General features: G+C 53.2%; 20 protein-coding genes. 10 read left to right on the top strand and 10 right to left on the bottom strand.

Features of this window, described 5'->3' with window-relative positions:
* Positions 1-10: 10 nt before the first annotated feature.
* Positions 11-643, top strand: coding sequence for a class I SAM-dependent methyltransferase (locus tag IE090_RS02595; RefSeq protein WP_189386767.1), 633 nt, complete (start codon positions 11-13; stop codon positions 641-643).
* 54 nt (positions 644-697) lie between these two features.
* On the opposite strand, the gene IE090_RS02590 is transcribed toward IE090_RS02595, so the two are convergent.
* Positions 698-1,873 (bottom strand): permease, encoded by a 1,176-nt coding sequence (locus IE090_RS02590; RefSeq protein WP_189386766.1) that lies wholly within the window; start codon positions 1,871-1,873, stop codon positions 698-700.
* Complete coding sequence (locus IE090_RS02585) at positions 1,870-2,316, bottom strand: MerR family transcriptional regulator (protein ID WP_189386765.1); 447 nt, start codon at positions 2,314-2,316, stop codon at positions 1,870-1,872. The genes IE090_RS02590 and IE090_RS02585 overlap by 4 nt, the downstream gene beginning before the upstream one ends.
* A gap of 151 nt (positions 2,317-2,467) precedes the next feature.
* On the opposite strand from IE090_RS02585, the gene IE090_RS02580 reads away from it, so the two are divergent.
* Positions 2,468-4,060, top strand: coding sequence for a diguanylate cyclase domain-containing protein (locus tag IE090_RS02580; RefSeq protein ID WP_189386764.1), 1,593 nt, complete (start codon positions 2,468-2,470; stop codon positions 4,058-4,060).
* Here IE090_RS02580 and purT read toward each other — a convergent pair.
* From purT to IE090_RS02560, 4 genes are read right to left on the bottom strand one after another with little or no spacing between them, the layout of a single operon-like run.
* Entirely contained in the window at positions 4,014-5,249 is a 1,236-nt protein-coding gene (gene purT / locus IE090_RS02575) for a formate-dependent phosphoribosylglycinamide formyltransferase (RefSeq protein WP_189386763.1), read from the bottom strand. The genes IE090_RS02580 and purT overlap by 47 nt on opposite strands.
* Complete coding sequence (locus tag IE090_RS02570) at positions 5,246-5,455, bottom strand: DUF1289 domain-containing protein (RefSeq protein ID WP_189386762.1); 210 nt, start codon at positions 5,453-5,455, stop codon at positions 5,246-5,248. The genes purT and IE090_RS02570 overlap by 4 nt, the downstream gene beginning before the upstream one ends.
* A complete protein-coding gene (locus IE090_RS02565; protein ID WP_189386761.1) occupies positions 5,452-5,976 on the bottom strand; it encodes a gamma carbonic anhydrase family protein in 525 nt (174 codons plus the stop codon). The genes IE090_RS02570 and IE090_RS02565 overlap by 4 nt, the downstream gene beginning before the upstream one ends.
* Before the next feature lie 15 nt (positions 5,977-5,991).
* Entirely contained in the window at positions 5,992-6,564 is a 573-nt protein-coding gene (locus tag IE090_RS02560) for a CoA pyrophosphatase (RefSeq protein ID WP_189386760.1), read from the bottom strand.
* 159 nt (positions 6,565-6,723) lie between these two features.
* On the opposite strand from IE090_RS02560, the gene IE090_RS02555 reads away from it, so the two are divergent.
* Positions 6,724-7,107, top strand: coding sequence for a DUF3135 domain-containing protein (locus IE090_RS02555; protein WP_189386759.1), 384 nt, complete (start codon positions 6,724-6,726; stop codon positions 7,105-7,107).
* A gap of 58 nt (positions 7,108-7,165) precedes the next feature.
* Positions 7,166-7,705 (top strand): NUDIX hydrolase, encoded by a 540-nt coding sequence (locus IE090_RS02550; protein ID WP_189386758.1) that lies wholly within the window; start codon positions 7,166-7,168, stop codon positions 7,703-7,705.
* 11 nt (positions 7,706-7,716) lie between these two features.
* Here IE090_RS02550 and IE090_RS02545 read toward each other — a convergent pair whose 3' ends face one another.
* Entirely contained in the window at positions 7,717-8,028 is a 312-nt protein-coding gene (locus IE090_RS02545) for a YqfO family protein (RefSeq protein WP_189386757.1), read from the bottom strand.
* A 396-nt stretch (positions 8,029-8,424) separates the two neighbouring features.
* On the opposite strand from IE090_RS02545, the gene IE090_RS02540 reads away from it, so the two are divergent.
* The gene (locus IE090_RS02540) at positions 8,425-10,035 is read left to right on the top strand and encodes a methyl-accepting chemotaxis protein (RefSeq protein WP_189386756.1); all 1,611 of its coding nucleotides are present in this window, start codon (positions 8,425-8,427) and stop codon (positions 10,033-10,035) included.
* Between the two features lie 6 nt (positions 10,036-10,041).
* Here the strand turns inward: IE090_RS02540 and IE090_RS02535 are convergent, their stop codons facing one another.
* Both IE090_RS02535 and IE090_RS02530 read right to left on the bottom strand, forming a co-directional pair.
* Positions 10,042-10,293, bottom strand: a complete 252-nt coding sequence (locus tag IE090_RS02535; RefSeq protein WP_189386755.1) for a YkgJ family cysteine cluster protein — start codon at positions 10,291-10,293, stop codon at positions 10,042-10,044.
* Positions 10,293-10,673 carry a hypothetical protein gene (locus IE090_RS02530; RefSeq protein ID WP_189386754.1) on the bottom strand — a complete coding sequence of 127 codons (381 nt, stop codon included), beginning with the start codon at positions 10,671-10,673 and terminating at the stop codon, positions 10,293-10,295. Before IE090_RS02530 ends, IE090_RS02535 begins: the two co-directional genes overlap by 1 nt.
* A gap of 135 nt (positions 10,674-10,808) precedes the next feature.
* Between IE090_RS02530 and IE090_RS02525 the strand changes: the two genes are divergently transcribed.
* From IE090_RS02525 to IE090_RS02515, 3 genes are read left to right on the top strand one after another with little or no spacing between them, the layout of a single operon-like run.
* Positions 10,809-11,315, top strand: coding sequence for a hypothetical protein (locus IE090_RS02525; protein ID WP_189386753.1), 507 nt, complete (start codon positions 10,809-10,811; stop codon positions 11,313-11,315).
* Between the two features lie 33 nt (positions 11,316-11,348).
* The gene (locus IE090_RS02520; protein ID WP_189386752.1) at positions 11,349-11,501 is read left to right on the top strand and encodes a cell developmental protein SirA; all 153 of its coding nucleotides are present in this window, start codon (positions 11,349-11,351) and stop codon (positions 11,499-11,501) included.
* Positions 11,498-12,151, top strand: a complete 654-nt coding sequence (locus IE090_RS02515) for a pseudouridine synthase (protein WP_189386751.1) — start codon at positions 11,498-11,500, stop codon at positions 12,149-12,151. Before IE090_RS02520 ends, IE090_RS02515 begins: the two co-directional genes overlap by 4 nt.
* A gap of 9 nt (positions 12,152-12,160) precedes the next feature.
* Here IE090_RS02515 and IE090_RS02510 read toward each other — a convergent pair whose 3' ends face one another.
* On the bottom strand, positions 12,161-12,397 hold the full coding sequence (locus IE090_RS02510; RefSeq protein ID WP_189386750.1) for a GrxA family glutaredoxin: 237 nt from the start codon (positions 12,395-12,397) through the stop codon (positions 12,161-12,163).
* 282 nt (positions 12,398-12,679) lie between these two features.
* Between IE090_RS02510 and IE090_RS02505 the strand changes: the two genes are divergently transcribed.
* Positions 12,680-13,699, top strand: a complete 1,020-nt coding sequence (locus tag IE090_RS02505; RefSeq protein WP_189386749.1) for an efflux RND transporter periplasmic adaptor subunit — start codon at positions 12,680-12,682, stop codon at positions 13,697-13,699.
* Entirely contained in the window at positions 13,696-16,896 is a 3,201-nt protein-coding gene (locus IE090_RS02500; protein WP_189386748.1) for an efflux RND transporter permease subunit, read from the top strand. The genes IE090_RS02505 and IE090_RS02500 overlap by 4 nt, the downstream gene beginning before the upstream one ends.
* Positions 16,897-16,927: the final 31 nt, after the last annotated feature.

Here is a 16,927-nt window from a genome sequence, read left to right as displayed (position 1 = left end):
ATTATGTTCCATGCCACAACTTGAAGCGCTTCCCCAGCATGTTAAAAAAGCCTACGGTGTTTATTTATTTTCTGCCAGTCATTCGCTGATTAAACGTTTAAAGAAAGTCGCCCAGCCTAATGTGCACGGTCATAAAACTTGGGATTCCAGCTTTTTAATCATGGATTACCTGCAACACCAGCGCGTGCGCAAACGTTTGCGCATGCTGGAGCTGGGCTGCGGTTGGGGGCCAGCCTCTATATATTGCGCCAAGCAACTGAAGGCGAATGTCACGGGTGCTGATATTGACGATCAGGTCTTTCCCTACCTGGAGGTGATGGCGGCCGCCAATGATGTAAAAGTTACGCCGTGGTGCATTGCCTTTAATGATATGAAAGGCAAAAAGCTGGCGCAGTTTGATTATTTAATCGGTGCCGATATTTGCTTTTGGGAAAGTCTCACCGACGAATTGTTTCGCCTAATTAAGCGCGCCAAGCGTGCGGGCGTTAAACGGGTGCTTCTCGCTGACCCAGGCAGACCCACTTTTGAGGCACTGATTGAACGCTGCCAACGCGCCTGGCCACAGGCTGTTCGGCATGAACTGTGGTACGCCACCGAACCCAAGAAAGTTACCGGCCATATTCTCGATATCGTATTTGAGTAACGCATTTGAATAACGCATTTGAATAAAAGGGGCCAAGCCCCTTTCAAGGCCAAGTTACCCAAACAGATTGAGTAAATAGCCCACCAGCAACACCTGAGGCACGGTTACCAAAGGCAGAAACAGGGCAATTTTCCAGCTGCGGGTGGTGTCTTTCAGTGACATAATCTCGGTGTAATCCGTTGCCGCGCCCGCCATTAAGAAGGTAAAGGCATTACCCGGCGCGCCAGCGCGATTGACTAAGTCGGCGGCGATGGGGCTGCTGCCTTCTGAGCATACCTCTAAAATGGTGGTGACCAATAAGGTCATAAATAAGCCGCCTACGGTCGCGCCAAACCAGGTGCTAAACGCTTCTGGCGGCACAAAGGCGCGCACCAGAGCAATCAGTACAATGCCAAATACGATCCAGCGCAGCACCATGCGGGAATCTTTTAACCCTTGCCAAAATAAGCTGGCTAAGGCTGTAGGGCGCCAGTCGTAGCCACTCCAGCTACTTTTTAGCGTTGGCCAAAAGGGCAATTGCTGAAACTCCACCTGATTGGGGTTCGCAGGTAATACCTGACGCTCCACCAAGCGATCAAAAATCCAACCACTGATAAGCGCAATGACCATCGAACCGGCGATAAAGGTCAACGTCAGCGGCAAACCGATCAGGCCAATTAAAATCAAGGTTAAGGTCAGCGAGTTCCACGGGCTGGCAATCAAAAACGCCATCACCTGGCCAATGCTGGCACCGCGCTCATAAAGCTTCATGGCAATCATCAAAATACCGTGATTGCATAAATCCAACAGCAAGCCCGCTGCCGTGGCTCTGAGCAGTCCGCGCTTACTGCCGCCGCGCCCCAAGACCGACATCACCAGCTCACGTGGCACACGGGTGAGCAAACCGACAAAAAATGCCGCCATTAAAATGCCCCACCACATGGCATTAACCATTTCAAAGCTGGTGTGAAACATGGTGGCCAGCCATTCGGGCAGGCCGTCATGGCCAAAGGCTAGAAAACCACCGTAGCTTGCAATCACAACAGGCAAACAGGTCCACATGATCCAATCAATACGGGCTTTTTTTTCACTGCCACAGCAACCGCCGTCGTCTGTAGGCGTTACAGTGCTGGGGCAGCAGCCTGAACTGGCCGTAGCCCCACAGCTCGCTTGCGGTGCTGCTTTGTCGCTACAACTTGGCGTGCTAGCAACCGATGCTTTAGTACCGCAGCAGCTGGATGAACTTGTCATGACCCTATCTCCTTTGATGCATTGACCGCTTCTGTATGCAGTTCCTCATGCGGACCTTCAATTAAATGGCAAATATGGTAACCGCACGGGTGACAATCAGGCTGATGTTGCCACTGCTCTACGGCCATCTCCATGCGCTCGACCAGTTGTTGCATGGCTACCAGACGCGCGCGCGCCTCAACTAAACGTGGCTCAATCAGTTGCCGCACCGTTGGGCACGGGGACTCTCCCCGCTCGGCTTCGGCCAATATTTGCGCAATATCGTCGAGGGTAAACCCCAACTGCCGCGCCTGCATAATAAAGCGCAAGCGCCGCGCGTCTTTGGCCGTGAACTGGTGATAGCCGTTGTCGCTTTTCTGCGGAGTCAATAAATCGATTCGAACATAGTGGCGAATGGTATCCGCGCTTACGCCCGTTGCTTTCGCTAGCTGCTGAACCCTCATCACTCTGCCCCTATGGTGAAAAGATGGTACCACTGTAAACCTGCGAGCTACTCAAAGGTCAAGCCATAAACTCACTGTCATAGGCCAGTGTCAATACATACGGTGCTGTTAGTGTCTACACTGAGGGCGGTATTTAGGGGTTGGCGACTAGATGATCACTATTCGCATGTTGTCTTTATGGGCGACGTTGCTGTATCTGATTCTATTATTTCTCGGCTTTTTGGCGGTGCGCATCTGGTGGTTTTATCCCCAAGAGCTGGAGATTGTTCGCACCTATCAAGAGCATGAAATTCGCATGATTCACCGCCAACTAGAGCAGAAGTCGGAGCACTTGTTGGCCTTTGCGGTCGATTATGCGCGCTGGGACGATACTTATGAGTTCGTCGCACAAGACTTGCCAATGAATGCAGATCATCGCTATGTGCGCACCAATTTTATCGTTGACACCATGATCAACTTAGATATTCAACACGTGCTATTGGCGAACGACCAAGGCGAGTTGCGCTTATCCATGCGCCATCTTCTCGATAGTGGCGAAATACAGCGTTCGCTACCCTCACTTGAACAATGGCTGACCGAGCAAATCCGCTCAGGAAGCCTACACTTCGCCGCCCAACCCACCAGTTTTCAACACATCGATGGTGAAACCTATATTCTGGCAGTGGCTGCTGTTTTACGTTCTGATGGCAGTGGCGATATTCGCGGCTACCTATTAATGGTGCGCCGTGTTGACGACAGTTTCTGGGGCGCACTGAGTTATGGCCAACACCTTAAGATTATCGCTAGCCACAACCCGCCAGCCAACTGCCAACCCCTATACAGTCGCCTAGACGCAGCACAACAGCAACACCAACGCTGTTTAATGGATGTTTTTGGCCGCCCTTCCATTATGCTGACCTTCGACCATGGCAGCTCTCTGCCGCCCCTATTCAAACCGGCGGTGTTTGGCTCGTTTTTAGTATTGGCGTTACTACCAAGCCTGCTATTTTTTGTGTTTCTTAAAGCCATTATCACCCCCATTGTTCATGCCACTAACCACTTGCGCGATAATCGCCGTCAGGGCGAGTTCTCGCCGATACGATTTAGTGCCCCCTTTAAAATCAAGGAACTAGTTGAGCTGAAAAACTCCTATAACGCCGTGGTACAAGAGATTAACCGACAAAAATCTCAACTACTGGAAATGTCGAACACCGACCGTCTTACAGGTATTCATAACCGCCGTTATTTTGATGAGGCACTGCTAAATACTTGGCAGCGCTTGCAGCGCCACTCGGATGGCATGGCCTTGGTGCTATGTGACATCGATTATTTTAAGCGCTTTAATGACCACTATGGCCATATTGCTGGCGATGAAGCGCTGAGGCTGGTGGCCCAAGCCTTATCTAACTGTGCTCGGCGGGCGGATGAACTGACAGCGCGCTACGGCGGTGAGGAGTTTATTCTGATCACTTATGTACGTAATCACGAAGAGTTGTTCAACTTACAGCAGCGCATTAAAGACGTCATAGCACAGCTACATATCAGCCATGGTTTCTCAGATGCCAGTGATCATCTAACCCTATCGGCCGGCATAGCTTGGATTCCATCTCCAGACCGCTGGCTAGACAGCCTACAACCCCAAGGCTGGGTCGAGGCCGCAGACCAAGCGTTGTATGAAGCCAAAAACAGCGGTCGAAATCGTTCCGTAGTGAGGGTAATTAACAGTCCGGCAGATTGTCCGGCCGTGTCTCAAGCGCCGCAATAACCGCCTTGGCTTTATCACGAGCAGCTTCCACATGATTGGCCCTTGCCAGCGCCACCCCCATACGGCGACGGCCGCGAATTTCCGGTTTGCCAAACAGGCGTAAGTCGGTATCTGGTTGCGCTAGTGCCTGACGCAAACCAGCGTATTGCATGTGGTCGCTGTCTGCCTCAGGCAACAGTACAGCAGAAGCGCTGGCACCATACAGTTCGATGGCGGGTATCGGCAGCCCTAAAATTGCACGCGTGTGCAGTGCAAACTCCGACAAGTTTTGTGAGATCAAGGTTACCATGCCGGTGTCGTGTGGGCGCGGCGAGACTTCACTAAAAACCACCTCATCACCACAGATGAATAGCTCCACCCCAAACAGACCTAGGCCACCCAGCGCTGCGGTAATCTTCTCGGCCACTGCTTGGGCATGCTGCAGTGCAGCCGCCGACATGGCTTGCGGCTGCCATGACTCTTGGTAGTCACCATTTTCTTGGCGGTGACCAATGGGCGCACAAAACTGTGTTTGCACCTCGCCACTAGCATCGAGGCTACGCACCGTCAGCAAAGTGATTTCAAAATCAAACGCCACAAACCCTTCAACAATCACCCGGCCACCACCAGCACGACCACCCTCTTGGGCATACTGCCAAGCGGCCTCCAGCTCATTGGCATTGCGTACCAAACTTTGGCCTTTGCCGGATGAACTCATAACGGGTTTGACCAAACAGGGAAAGCCAATCGCGTTGGCGGCGCTGACAAACTCCGACCAATCGCCAGCAAACTGATAAGGCGAGGTCGGCAAGTTCAACTGCTCTGCCGCCAAGCGGCGAATGCCCTCGCGGTTCATGGTCAGCTGAGTTGCCCGTGCAGTTGGTACAACGCAAAACCCTTGTTGCTCCAACGCCACCAGCTCATCGGTCGCAATGGCTTCAATCTCTGGCACGATCAAGCTTGGCCGCTCTTGCTCGACCACGGCTCGTAATGCCGCACCGTCGAGCATATCGATCACATGGCTGCGATCTGCCACTTGCATGGCTGGAGCATTGGCGTAGCGGTCCACGGCAATGACTTCGCAACCGAGACGCTTCAACTCAATGGCGACCTCACGCCCGAGCTCTCCGGCGCCGCATAGAAATACCCGCGTCGCGGTGGCAGAAAAAGGAGTGCCTAGCAGCGGCTGTTCGGAAAACGGATGCGTCATGATGGCTCCTGATTTGTTACCTTGGGGGCAATGAAATTAAATGAAGCACGTTCACGCTCGGCTACCTGCTGTAGCACCGTGCGCTTTTCTTCGTCGCTCAAACGGCCCCAAGCGGTAATTTCTGCCGCCGTACGATAACAACCGAGGCAAACATCATTGTCATCCAAAGCACAGATACTGACACAGGGGGAAGCAACCGCAGTCATAGTTCAATCACCTTTAAATCTTGACGGTAACGCTTGGCATTGGCCACATAATGTGCGGCACTGGCCTCCAGTAATTGCTGCTGCTGTGGCGATAGCTGTCGTTTAATGACGGCTGGGGCACCTACGACCAAAGAGCCATCCGGAATTTCCATGCCCTCTGGCACCAGCGTATGTGCCCCTATGATGCAATGATGGCCAATGCGAGCATGGTTGAGCACCACAGCATGGATGCCAATCAGGCTAAAATCACCGACCACACAGCCGTGCAACATGGCCTGATGACCAACGGTGACGCCGCGCCCCAGAGTCAACTCAATGCCTGCATCGGTATGCAACACAGCGCCATCTTGCACATTGCTGTCTTCACCGATGGTAATGCGATGGTTGTCGCCGCGAATCACGGCCCCAAACCAGACGCTGCTGCGCGGCTGCAGCTCTACGTCACCAATAACCGTGGCGTTGTCAGCGACAAACACCTCATCTGCACAGTTAGGGCGCCGTTGGCCCAATTGATAAAACATGCCTGCCTCCAGGGATCAACCGATGCGATAGTCGATCTGGCAATCCCAGTAGTGGTTCATAAATTCGGTAATCATCATGGCCGTCAGCCCCCAAATATGAAACGACTGATAGTCGTAACTGGGAATGCGCACAGAGCCCCGCTCGAAGTAGCTGACGGGTGGCTGTTGAAACAAGCTAACGGGCGGTAGAAACAGCGCATCAAGCTCGTCTGGGCTCGGCGCCAAAGACAATCCGGGGGGAATCACCGCCAGAATAGGCGTTACCAAATAACCAAAACGCGACACCACTTGGTTGAGTTCCCCCACAACAGTGACATCTTTGGGAGACAAGGCGACTTCCTCTTCTGCCTCTCTAAGCGCAGTAATGATCAGGTCGTCGTCTTCTGGATCTTGCTTGCCACCTGGAAACGCCACTTCACCGCTGTGCGATGATAAATGCGCCGCTCGCTGCGTCAGCAATAATCGCGGCTCCGGCTCATCCGTCAGCGCCACTAGTACCGCCGCCGCTGCAAGATCGGCTTGATGAATGCGACGACGGGCCTGTTGTTGCCAGCGGCGCTGTAAATAAGGCACTAGAGCTTGGTTCATGTGCGGCAGTTTACTGAGTTTACCGGTGCAGCACCAGCTACAACAGGCGTTAGAAACCAGCAGAAACGTATAAAAGACAGCCCTTATCTAACGCTTTCATGCTGCTTTTCTCATGATTTTTTCGTACTCTGAACAGGTATTCAGCAAAGAGAATCTCCCATGTCCGTAGCCAGCCCAACCCACCGCGGTGAGCTGACTGAGTTGCCCGACCCGGAAGAGCTGCACCGCTTGGCAGAGCAGCAACCCGAAGCACTGGAAGCCCTGCGTCAACAAATGGTTCAGCAGCTGATCGATCATTCTCCACAGCGCCTTAAGCACCGCTTACAAGGCTTGCAGTTTCGTATAGATATGGAACGCCAGCGCTGTAAAACCCCGATGGCAGCGTGTCTCAAATTGTCAGGCATGATGCATGACAGCCTCGGCGATCTGCAATCGGCTCTGATCGGCGATTATCAGCCACCTGAGCGCTCTGCAGCCAGTGTCACGTGCATACAAAGCCGTGCCGAGGAGCAGCCAAAGCCTCTGTTAGAAGCTCACGACTAAGGGCTGTTCAGGCATCTCAGGCATCGTTACACTCGATACACAGCCAAGGAGATGCAGCATGAAGTATTGCAGCCATTGCGCCGCCACGGTCAGCACACGTATTCCTCAGGGAGATAACCGCGAGCGCTTTGTGTGTGACCAGTGTGACACCATCTTTTATCACAACCCCCGCATAGTGGCGGGCACGATTCCGGTGTGGGAAGACAAAGTCTTGCTGTGTCGGCGCGCCATTGAGCCCAGACGGGGTTTTTGGACACTGCCTGCAGGTTTTATGGAGAACGGCGAAAGTACCGAGCAAGCAGCACAGCGCGAAACCATGGAAGAAGCCTGCGCCGAGGTCAAATTAGGCCAGTTGTTCAGCATGATTACGGTGCCGCACATTGACCAAGTACACATTTTTTTCACCGCCGAACTGGTCGATGGCCGCTTTGCCGCTGGCGCAGAGAGCCTCGAAGTAGCGCTATTTGCCGAGCAGGATATTCCCTGGCATGAGCTGGCCTTCCCCACCGTCAAGCAAACACTGCAGCGCTTTTTCAAGCCTGATCCTGCCGGCGTGCATGTGTTCGATATTTTGCCTCAGCAAGCGCTGCGCCTTTAACCTACGACGGGCTACAAGTCGAGCAGTGGCCAAACTTCATAGGCAGGCTCTTCGTATGGGTGCGCTTTGCGCAGTGCCGCCAACGCTGCCTCGATGCAGTCTGGCGGACACAATAACTCCACCCGCAGCTCGAACACCCGTTCGAGATCCCCCACCTCCCCAATTGCCGGCTCAGCTCCCGGTAACGGGCGAAACTGGCCTTGGCCCAACGTCTGCCAGCAACATTCGGCATAGTTGCCTAGACGGCCAGCGCCGCTGTCGAACACGGCTTGCTTGACCTGCTCAGCCTCAGGTTCGGGGACAAAAAAAGCGAGTTTGTACATTTTCTTTCCTATTTGTTGAGTGGTTGAGCTTCTAACACCTTTAAGACAGTTTACCTACGAGGCAATAGTAAATGGGAGCCGCATTCAAAAGCGAAATTCAAAGTCATTAATGGGGATGTTGATCGACTTCGCACATCAAGGCATGGGTGAATCCTCTGCACGGCTGTGCGCGAATACTGTAGGCGCTTGGATAAAAGAAAAGGCAGACCCTTTTCAACATCGCCAATGACGCTATGCCCGTGCCCTAGGCGAGGAGAATTATTCAGGGCTGACTTAACTCAAACATGCACTGGCCGATACACCGTATAACTCGCATAGGCAGTGCACTTATTCTTATGCAGGCGTGGGACAGCTAAGCTAACCTTTATTAACTATTTAAGCAGGATCGGACTCAGCATGCCGCGGAAGGCGTTATCCATACAAGGTAAAGTGTATCTCGCACTCGGGACCATTTTTGTACTGGTACTGGCCGTCGTCATCAGTATCGCAGTGGATGCTGAGCGTGACCTCAGTCGCGACATGGTGCATAACCAGTTAAAAGACAGAGCCTCCAGTTACCTAGATACCATGAACTTGCTGATGATATCGGGAGCCATGGCCAACCGCGAAATGGTGCGCGAAAAAATGCTATCGGACAAAAACATTACCGAAGCACGCATGTTACGCACCCCCCTAGTGGACAAGTATTACGGCGAAGGCTTTCCCCACGAATATGCCCAAGATGAGTTAGACCGCAAAGCGCTCGCTGGCGAAGAGATATTCCACCAAGAGTTCGGTCCAAACGGCCATACCATTACCTTTGTCACGCCAGTGATCGCCGAGGAAGACTACCGCGGCACTAACTGTTTAACCTGCCACCAAGCCCAGCAAGGCGACATTTTAGGGGCCATCCGCGTCACCTACAATCTGGATGAACTAGACGCTCAAATCCGTAACAATATGGTGACCATGGGCGTCGCTCAAGGTGTTTTGTTTGTTGCAGCGCTGGTGATTTTATCCTTACTGCTGCGCCGCGTTATCATCAGCCCAGTGCGACAAATGCACCGTACCTTGGAGCACATGGAGCGTGAATCAGACCTTACCCATCGGGTCGAAATCAATAGCGATGATGAAATGGGTCACGCAGGCCAGGCGCTCAATCGCATGATTACGCGTTTTTCTGACTCCCTCAATGAAGTCGTGAAAGCCGCTACTGAACTGGAATCGTCCGCTCAAAACATCGACCAGTCATCACGCCAAGCACTGGATGCGGTGGATTTACAGCGCCAAGAAACCGATCAAGTCAATGCCTTAATTGAGCGTTTGCATGAATCCATTCACAGTGTGCAGTACAACGCCGAGCAAAGCTCGACTGCATCGCAAAGCGCTATTGAGGTGGCGCGAGCTGGAGTGGCTAAAACGGATCAGGCATCGGCCACCATTGAGCGTATGAATCAAGCGATTCGCGCTACTGCTGAGGTCATAGCCTCACTGGATGAACGCAGCGCCAATGTCGGTAACGTACTGAGCGTGATTAAAGGCATTGCCGAGCAAACCAACCTACTGGCGTTAAACGCCGCCATCGAGGCCGCTCGCGCTGGTGAAAGCGGCCGCGGTTTTGCAGTCGTAGCGGATGAAGTACGTACCCTCTCGCAACGCACCCATGAATCCGCTCAAGAAATCGAAGGCATGATCAGCCAGTTGCAAGATGAAGCGCGCAAAGCGGTATCTTCCATGGCCGATGCTCAGAGCACGTCAGAGAACGGCATGGAACAAGTGCAAGAGGCCGCTTCCGCGCTACATAGCATGGTCAGCCACGTCGAAAAAATGGCCAAGCTAAATCAGCAAACGCTGGAACGCATGCAGGACCAAGTGACGGTTGGCAAAGAAGTGGCAACCAGCGTCGAGACCATCTCTGAGCATTCCGTCAATACCACCCAAAGTGCTGCCCACACCACAGAGATTGCCAGCCGCTTGGTGGATGTTGCTCAGTATCTGGCCAAACTGGTGAAACGCTTCAAACTATAACAATGTTTAGGATGTCAGCTGCTCCAGCTCGATCAGATTCTCCAGTGCCTGCTGTCGATTTTCACCACAAACGCTTTGCTCGGCACTAAACGCGGCGCACACCTCAGGCCGACTGGGGTCGCCGAACAGGCGACAAAGGCCGGCGTCATCCAACTGTACACAAGCCACACCTGCGGGTTTTCCCTCTGGCATACCGGGAATGGGGACATTGATTGACGGCGCTATGCAGCAAGCGCCACAGCCTGAACGACATTCCATCAGTAACGGTACTTTTGCAACTGGCGACGCTCGTGCAAGCGCATTTCTTTCAGCACGGTCAGGTTATAGCGCAAGGCATAACCACGAAAACTGCGCAGCATGGCCGGATTTTCTTCGAGGTTGTCGAAGGTTTTCCAACGCCGGTTAAGCGACCGAATAGGATAGTCTTGGCTCAGCTCACGACGCTGCACGTCAGTCAAACCCGGAGTTTCCAGTGTTTCAGGTAGCTGAATGCCAACAAACTCAATGCGCCCTTCTGCCACCGCGGCTTTAGCATCCAACACCGGATTGGCCAGCTGGCTCAAATCATCCAGCGACCACACCCGTGCCGGCAGCAGCAATATCAGCCACCAGAACACGCCTAAAACTATGCGTTTCATACTGCCTCCCAATTAATTACGCCATGATACGCCTGTGCCAGCCGTACTGAAACCATGAGCCACCAGCTACAGTTGCTTGCGCCGCGACAGGCGCTGGGATAGCCTCTGCAGCCTATTGTTTGTGGAGCTCAAGCTATGTTCGCTCGTTGTTGTGGTGTGCTGTTGCTGTTGTGCTGGGTGACCGTGCAGGCTCAGGACTACACCAACTTTCGTGTTGGCGGTGGCATATGGCAGTTTTCTGTGGACCCCGGCCATCCAGACCATAGCGATTATGGTTATGCATTGATGGCTGAGTTTCCGCAAAGCGAGCACGCAGGCTCCCGCTTTCTGGTGGTTGGCCTCAATGGTGAGCAAGGCTTTTTATTGCGCGGCGTCGAGTCTCAACTTTATTGGGGTTGGGGCCTCGCCAGCCCAGGCTGGCGCTTATACAGCGGGCCCACATGGCACTGGCAAAAAGCACGCCACGCCAGCAGCCGTCACCAAGTCCACAATGGTTGGGGCTGGCATCTGGGAACAGGGTTTCAGTGGCGAGCACTAACCATCGACATCGCCGCAGGCTACCGTTTGGCCGATGACTATCGTCGTGACGGTAAAACCCCAACGGTGATGACCAGCAGTGTGATCGCCAGTTATCGCTTCTAACACCCTATTGAAAGCCACTACAAAGGACCATTTATGCTCAATCCCGTTGCGGTGCAATATATGTCGCGCTCTGAAATAGAGCGCCTGATGTATAGCCTCAAGGCCGACTCTGACAACACCCAAGCCCAGCTTTTTGAAGCCTTGGTGCGTCGACTATTGGAAATCATGGAGCAAGCGCCCTCTTGATTCCAGCGAACATCACTATCCTGCATCGCAGTAATGACTGGCTGGCCATCGACAAGCCCGCTGGTGCCAGTTTGCACAATGAAGATGGCCAAGGGCTACTAAAACAGCTCAGTGACGCGTGGCAGATGCCCTTGTGGCCGGTTCATCGGTTAGACAAAGTAACGTCTGGCGTTTTAGTTGTTGCTCTCAGTGCCGAGGCCGCGGCCAGATTTGGTTGCTTGTTTGAGCAGCGGCGTATCCATAAATACTACCTAGCCATCAGCAGCGTCAAAGCTAAGAAAAAGCAAGGTTGGGTCAAAGGCGATATGGTCCGCAGCCGCAATGGCTGCTGGAAACTAACCCGCCAGCAGACACGCCCAGCCGTCACTCGCTTTATCAGTCATTTCGACGGTGAGCACTCATATCGCCATTATTTACTAAAACCAGAGACAGGGCGCACCCACCAACTGCGTGTAACCATGAAAAGCCTAGGATGCCCTATCGATGGCGATGAGCGCTATGGCGGCAGGGGCGCACCACGCACTTATTTACATGCTTACGGCTTGGAGTTTGAAGACAGCGGCCAAACATTTCAGTTGCTATGTCCGCCGCCTCAGAGCTGGGGTAACTTGCCGGTAAGCTGGCAAACGCCTTGGCAATGCTTTTACTGAGCAATGCTTTTACTGAGCGTCCAGCAACGCCGCCAGCTCAGTGTAGCCACCCACATATTCGGTACCATTAAAGATTTGCGGTACCGTTTCGACCGGTTTACCTACGGTCTTTTCAAGGTCAGCTTTGCTGATGCCTTCTTCATTGATATCAACGTATTTGAATGGGATTTCTTTAATCTCACACAACTCTTTGGCGCGACGGCAGTAACCACAACCTTCACGGCCAAAAATCGTCATCGGTCCCATAGTATTCTCTCCTCTAATGGCCTTAGTCGGCCCGCCTAACAATTAATTAATGATGCACTCGCAGTCAGGCAATGGTCTGAAAGCCAAGGGATGGCTACATGACCAGCCTTCTTCGTCATCCAACTTGACTATAGTGTCAGTCATATCAGCCACAGATCACAATCGAAATTTCCAATCATGCTGATAGCAGAAAGAATCATCCACAAAGAATTACAATATTCCCATGAAGTAATATAAAATCAGTTAACCTTGTGATGACGCAACCAACAATGAGGAGTTGCCATGAATGCTTCGCTGCGCCGACTGACGCCGATACTGCTGATCACCCTAGCTTTGGCGGCGCCTTTCAGCCAAGCCGATATGCTAACGGCCAAGCCTACCACCGTAGATAATGTCGTACGCATTGATGCTCGCATTGAGCCAGTAAACGAAAGCACTATTTCAGCCCAAACTGCGGGGGCTGTGGTTCGGTTGCATTTTGATGTGAATGACCGAGTCAGTCAGGGCGACCTTTTGCTAGAAATTGATAGCACCGAGCAACGTGCCGGGGTTTCCCAAGCAGAAGCGAACCTTGCCAAGGCGCTGGCACAAAACGAGGACGCTCAGGTATTGCTGAAGCGTAACCAGCGCTTGTACCAACAAGGCACTCTGTCGAAGGGGGAGTTGGATAGCACCATCGCCACCGCCAAAAGCACCCAAGCCGCGGTGGAAGCCGCTCGTGCCGGCTTGGTTCGGGCACAGCAGCAATTAAGCTATACCCGCGTCAAAGCGCCTTACAGTGGCATAGTTAAAGCACGCCATGTAGAAATCGGTGAGTGGGTCAGCCCAGGACAGGCACTTATGTCTGGCTTTGCCCCCACACCGCTGAGGGCCGTTGCCGACATCCCGCAATACCTTGCCCAACAAGTAGGCCGTGTCACCGTCGAGACCGCTCAAGGATCGTATCCCGCGGTCAGTACCAATGTTTTTCCTTATGCTGACCCGCAACATCACAGTGTGCGCTTGCGCGCCCAACTGACAGAAGACACCGCGTTAATGCCAGGCAGCTGGGCCAAGGTGGCCATCACCAGCGGCCAGAGAGAGGCTCTACTGGTACCTGCCAGCGCTATTTTTCAACGCGGGGAAATTAGCGCACTGTTTATTGCAACGGATACTGGCACCCACCTCAGGCAGGTACGACTGGGTCATATTGTCGAACGCGATAATGCTCCATGGAGAGAAGTGTTATCAGGTCTAAGCGCAGGCGAGCGCTATCACAGTGACGCCTATGCACACCTGGCACAACAAGGAGGCAGTCAATGAGTCTGGGCATTTCTGGCCGCATTGCCGCTGCTTTCCAAAACTCCGCCATCACCCCTTTGTTGGCGTTGATTGGTTTGCTATTGGGTGCCTTTGCCATCGTCGTCACCCCCAAAGAAGAAGAACCACAAATCGATGTGACCTTTGCCAATGTCTTTATTGGGTTTCCCGGCGCGAGCGCTAGAGAGGTCGAGCAAATGGTGGCCATTCCTGCCGAGCAAGTGCTGTCGGAAATGGCCGGTGTGGATGATGTTTTCTCGATTAGCCAACCCGGCCAAGCCGTGCTAACCGTCGCATTTGAGGTCGGCATTCCGCGGCAACAAGCCATCGTCAATCTCTATAACCAAGTGCACTCCCACCGCGACTGGTTTCCGCCCAGCCTTGGCGTAATGCAACCCGTGGTTAAGCCCATGGGCATCGATGATGTGCCTATTATGAGCTTGACCTTATGGTCGGCAGATAATGACATCAGTGGTGCGGACCTGACCAAAGTGGCGCACACCCTCGAAGACGAGCTCAAGCGTGTCACCGGTACCCGCGATATCTACACCCTAGGTCAGCAAACCAGTTTGATAGATGTCGAGCTTGATCCGGCACGAATGAATGGCCACGGTCTGGCGTTTGACGATGTTCGCCGCGCACTGCAATCGGCGAATGTTGGTGGCCAGCTGCAGTCCACTGTACGCAACAACCAAATTATTCGGGTACAAGCCGGTGACTTTTTGCAAACAGCTGATGAGGTCGGTGCCCTAATCGTTGGCAAAACCAACCAGGGGTTGGTGTATCTGCGTGATGTTGCTCAAATTGCCCAACGCGCTGACACCCCTAATCAGCAGGTGCAGTTCGTGCAACCGGGTAGCCATAGCCAGCCCGCCGTGACCGTGGCCATTGCCAAGCAGCCCGGCACCAATGCCATCGACATCACGACAGCCATCCGCCAGCGCCTGACGCAACTGCAAGGCACCTTAATTCCCGATGCCGTGAACGTTGAAGTCACCCGAGACTATGGTCAAACCGCTAAAACCAAATCCGATCAGCTCATGGCCAAGCTGTTATTCGCCACCGCAGCCGTCGTGGTACTGGTATTGGCCACCATGAGCTGGCGTGAGGCTGTGATCGTAGGAGGCGCGATTTTCATCACCCTTGCCATTACCTTGTTTGCTTCTTGGGTATGGGGCTTTACTCTCAATCGCGTATCGCTGTTTGCACTGATTTTTTCGATCGGTATTTTGGTCGATGACGCCATCGTGGTGGTCGAAAATATTCATCGTCATATGCACCTCGGCGGACAAAAACTACTAGAGATCATTCCCCAAGCCGTCGACGAAGTGGGCGGCCCGACCATTCTCGCCACCTTTACCGTCATCGCGGCGCTGATGCCGATGGCTTTTGTGTCGGGATTAATGGGCCCCTATATGAGCCCAATCCCGATCAATGCCTCGACCGGCATGTTGATCTCACTGATCATCGCGTTTGTTGTGACCCCTTGGTTATCTTACGCCTTGCTACGCCGTCAATTTGAGCGCGATAAGGCCACCCCCAAAAATAGTAATGCTGCATCAGCCCATGAGCAGGAAATGGATGGTCGAGTGTATGCATTTTTCAACCGTTTGATGCGTCCATTTATCGACAGCGGTCGCCGGCGCTGGCTGCTCTTTGCCGCCGTTACTGCCGTCATTGGCCTAGCCGTAGCATTACCGGCAGCCAAACTGGTGGTGATGAAAATGCTGCCTTTCGACAACAAATCTGAGTTTCAAGTGGTGGTCGATATGCCGGAAGGTACGCCGATGGAGCAGACATTGGCAGTACTGGAGGCGCTCAGCGCTGAGCTGAGCAAAGTGCCAGAAGTTAAAGACATCCAGCTCTATGCTGGCGCCTCGGCACCGATTAACTTCAACGGCCTAGTGAGACAGTATTATTTGCGCTCACTGCCTCATCAAGGGGATCTGCAAGTCAATCTGGTGGATAAATCGCAACGTGATCGTCAAAGCCATGATATTGCCTTATCCGTAAGACCAGCTCTACACGCCATTGGCAAGCGCTATCAAGCCAACGTCAAAGTGGTGGAAGTTCCGCCTGGACCGCCCGTCATGGCACCTATTGTGGCCGAGGTATATGGCACTGACTACCAGCGCCAAATTGACGCTGCTAAGCGCTTACGGGCCGTCTTCGAAAACACCGCTGGCATCGTCGATGTTGATGATTGGGTTGAAGGCGACCAACCGCTACTGCGCATCAGCGTCGACCGTCAGCGTGCGGCCCAACTGGGTATCGCTCAGGCCACTATTGTGCAAGCCATTAATACGGCATTGGGTGGCGAGGATGTCAGCTACCTGCACAATGGTCAATCCAAGTACCCACTTCCCATACGTGTAGGCTTTGGTGATGGTGATCGCGCCAGTTTAGACGCGCTGCTGAGTATGAAAGTGCGTGCTGCTGGAGGACAGTTTGTAGCGCTAGGTGATCTCATCAGCGTGCACCAAGAACAGGTGGAAAAGAATATTTACCGTAAGAACCTACAGCCTGTTGTGTTTGTAACAGGTGACATGGTAGGCGACCTCGATAGCCCGCTGTATGGCCTATACGATATTACCCTGAATCTCGAAGAAGCAGGCCTCAACTGGCCACAGTTCTTTATTCGCCAACCACCGATGCCATTTGATACCGCCATCAAATGGGATGGCGAGTGGCAAATCACCTATGAAACGTTTCGTGATATGGGCATCGCTTACGCCATTGGCATGATCTTGATTTACTTACTCGTCGTCGCTCAGTTCCGCTCCTACTTAGTGCCCCTGATCATCATGGCACCCATTCCGTTGACCGTCATTGGCGTCATGCCTGGCCATGCTCTATTTGGCGCCCAGTTCACGGCAACCTCGATGATTGGCATGATTGCTTTGGCCGGTATCATTGTGCGTAACTCCATCTTGCTGGTCGACTTTATCAACCAGAAACATCAAGAAGGCATGGCGTTTAAAGATGCCATCGTTACTTCTGCTGCCGTGCGGGCTCGTCCCATCGTACTAACAGGCGTTGCGGCCATGGTCGGGGCCTTCTTTATTCTCGATGACCCCATCTTTAACGGCCTAGCGATTTCACTGATTTTCGGTATTTTAATCTCGACGGCCCTCACCCTAGTGATCATTCCGCTGCTCTATTACAGCGCTATGCATAAACGCATGACGCCTGCAGCGTGACCAGCGCGGGCAAGATGCCCGCGCCTCGCCA

The sequence above is a fragment of the Bacterioplanes sanyensis genome (genome assembly GCF_014652515.1).
Lineage (GTDB): Bacteria > Pseudomonadota > Gammaproteobacteria > Pseudomonadales > Oceanobacteraceae > Bacterioplanes > Bacterioplanes sanyensis.
Note: the sequence above shows the minus strand (reverse complement) of the source record. Positions and strands in the feature narration are given on the sequence as shown.

What these genes read in the sequence shown, in the direction of transcription:
- IE090_RS02585 (WP_189386765.1), bottom strand. Translation starts at nt 2,316, where the DNA reads ATGAGGGTTCAGCAGCTAGCGAAAGCAACGGGCGTAAGCGCGGATACC.
- IE090_RS02505 (WP_189386749.1), top strand. Translation starts at nt 12,680, where the DNA reads ATGAATGCTTCGCTGCGCCGACTGACGCCGATACTGCTGATCACCCTA.
- IE090_RS02565 (WP_189386761.1), bottom strand. Translation starts at nt 5,976, where the DNA reads ATGTTTTATCAATTGGGCCAACGGCGCCCTAACTGTGCAGATGAGGTG.
- IE090_RS02530 (WP_189386754.1), bottom strand. Translation starts at nt 10,673, where the DNA reads ATGAAACGCATAGTTTTAGGCGTGTTCTGGTGGCTGATATTGCTGCTG.
- IE090_RS02535 (WP_189386755.1), bottom strand. Translation starts at nt 10,293, where the DNA reads ATGGAATGTCGTTCAGGCTGTGGCGCTTGCTGCATAGCGCCGTCAATC.
- IE090_RS02580 (WP_189386764.1), top strand. Translation starts at nt 2,468, where the DNA reads ATGATCACTATTCGCATGTTGTCTTTATGGGCGACGTTGCTGTATCTG.
- IE090_RS02540 (WP_189386756.1), top strand. Translation starts at nt 8,425, where the DNA reads ATGCCGCGGAAGGCGTTATCCATACAAGGTAAAGTGTATCTCGCACTC.
- IE090_RS02595 (WP_189386767.1), top strand. Translation starts at nt 11, where the DNA reads ATGCCACAACTTGAAGCGCTTCCCCAGCATGTTAAAAAAGCCTACGGT.
- IE090_RS02550 (WP_189386758.1), top strand. Translation starts at nt 7,166, where the DNA reads ATGAAGTATTGCAGCCATTGCGCCGCCACGGTCAGCACACGTATTCCT.
- IE090_RS02510 (WP_189386750.1), bottom strand. Translation starts at nt 12,397, where the DNA reads ATGGGACCGATGACGATTTTTGGCCGTGAAGGTTGTGGTTACTGCCGT.
- IE090_RS02555 (WP_189386759.1), top strand. Translation starts at nt 6,724, where the DNA reads ATGTCCGTAGCCAGCCCAACCCACCGCGGTGAGCTGACTGAGTTGCCC.
- IE090_RS02545 (WP_189386757.1), bottom strand. Translation starts at nt 8,028, where the DNA reads ATGTACAAACTCGCTTTTTTTGTCCCCGAACCTGAGGCTGAGCAGGTC.
- IE090_RS02525 (WP_189386753.1), top strand. Translation starts at nt 10,809, where the DNA reads ATGTTCGCTCGTTGTTGTGGTGTGCTGTTGCTGTTGTGCTGGGTGACC.
- purT (WP_189386763.1), bottom strand. Translation starts at nt 5,249, where the DNA reads ATGACGCATCCGTTTTCCGAACAGCCGCTGCTAGGCACTCCTTTTTCT.
- IE090_RS02560 (WP_189386760.1), bottom strand. Translation starts at nt 6,564, where the DNA reads ATGAACCAAGCTCTAGTGCCTTATTTACAGCGCCGCTGGCAACAACAG.
- IE090_RS02570 (WP_189386762.1), bottom strand. Translation starts at nt 5,455, where the DNA reads ATGACTGCGGTTGCTTCCCCCTGTGTCAGTATCTGTGCTTTGGATGAC.
- IE090_RS02590 (WP_189386766.1), bottom strand. Translation starts at nt 1,873, where the DNA reads ATGACAAGTTCATCCAGCTGCTGCGGTACTAAAGCATCGGTTGCTAGC.
- IE090_RS02520 (WP_189386752.1), top strand. Translation starts at nt 11,349, where the DNA reads ATGCTCAATCCCGTTGCGGTGCAATATATGTCGCGCTCTGAAATAGAG.
- IE090_RS02500 (WP_189386748.1), top strand. Translation starts at nt 13,696, where the DNA reads ATGAGTCTGGGCATTTCTGGCCGCATTGCCGCTGCTTTCCAAAACTCC.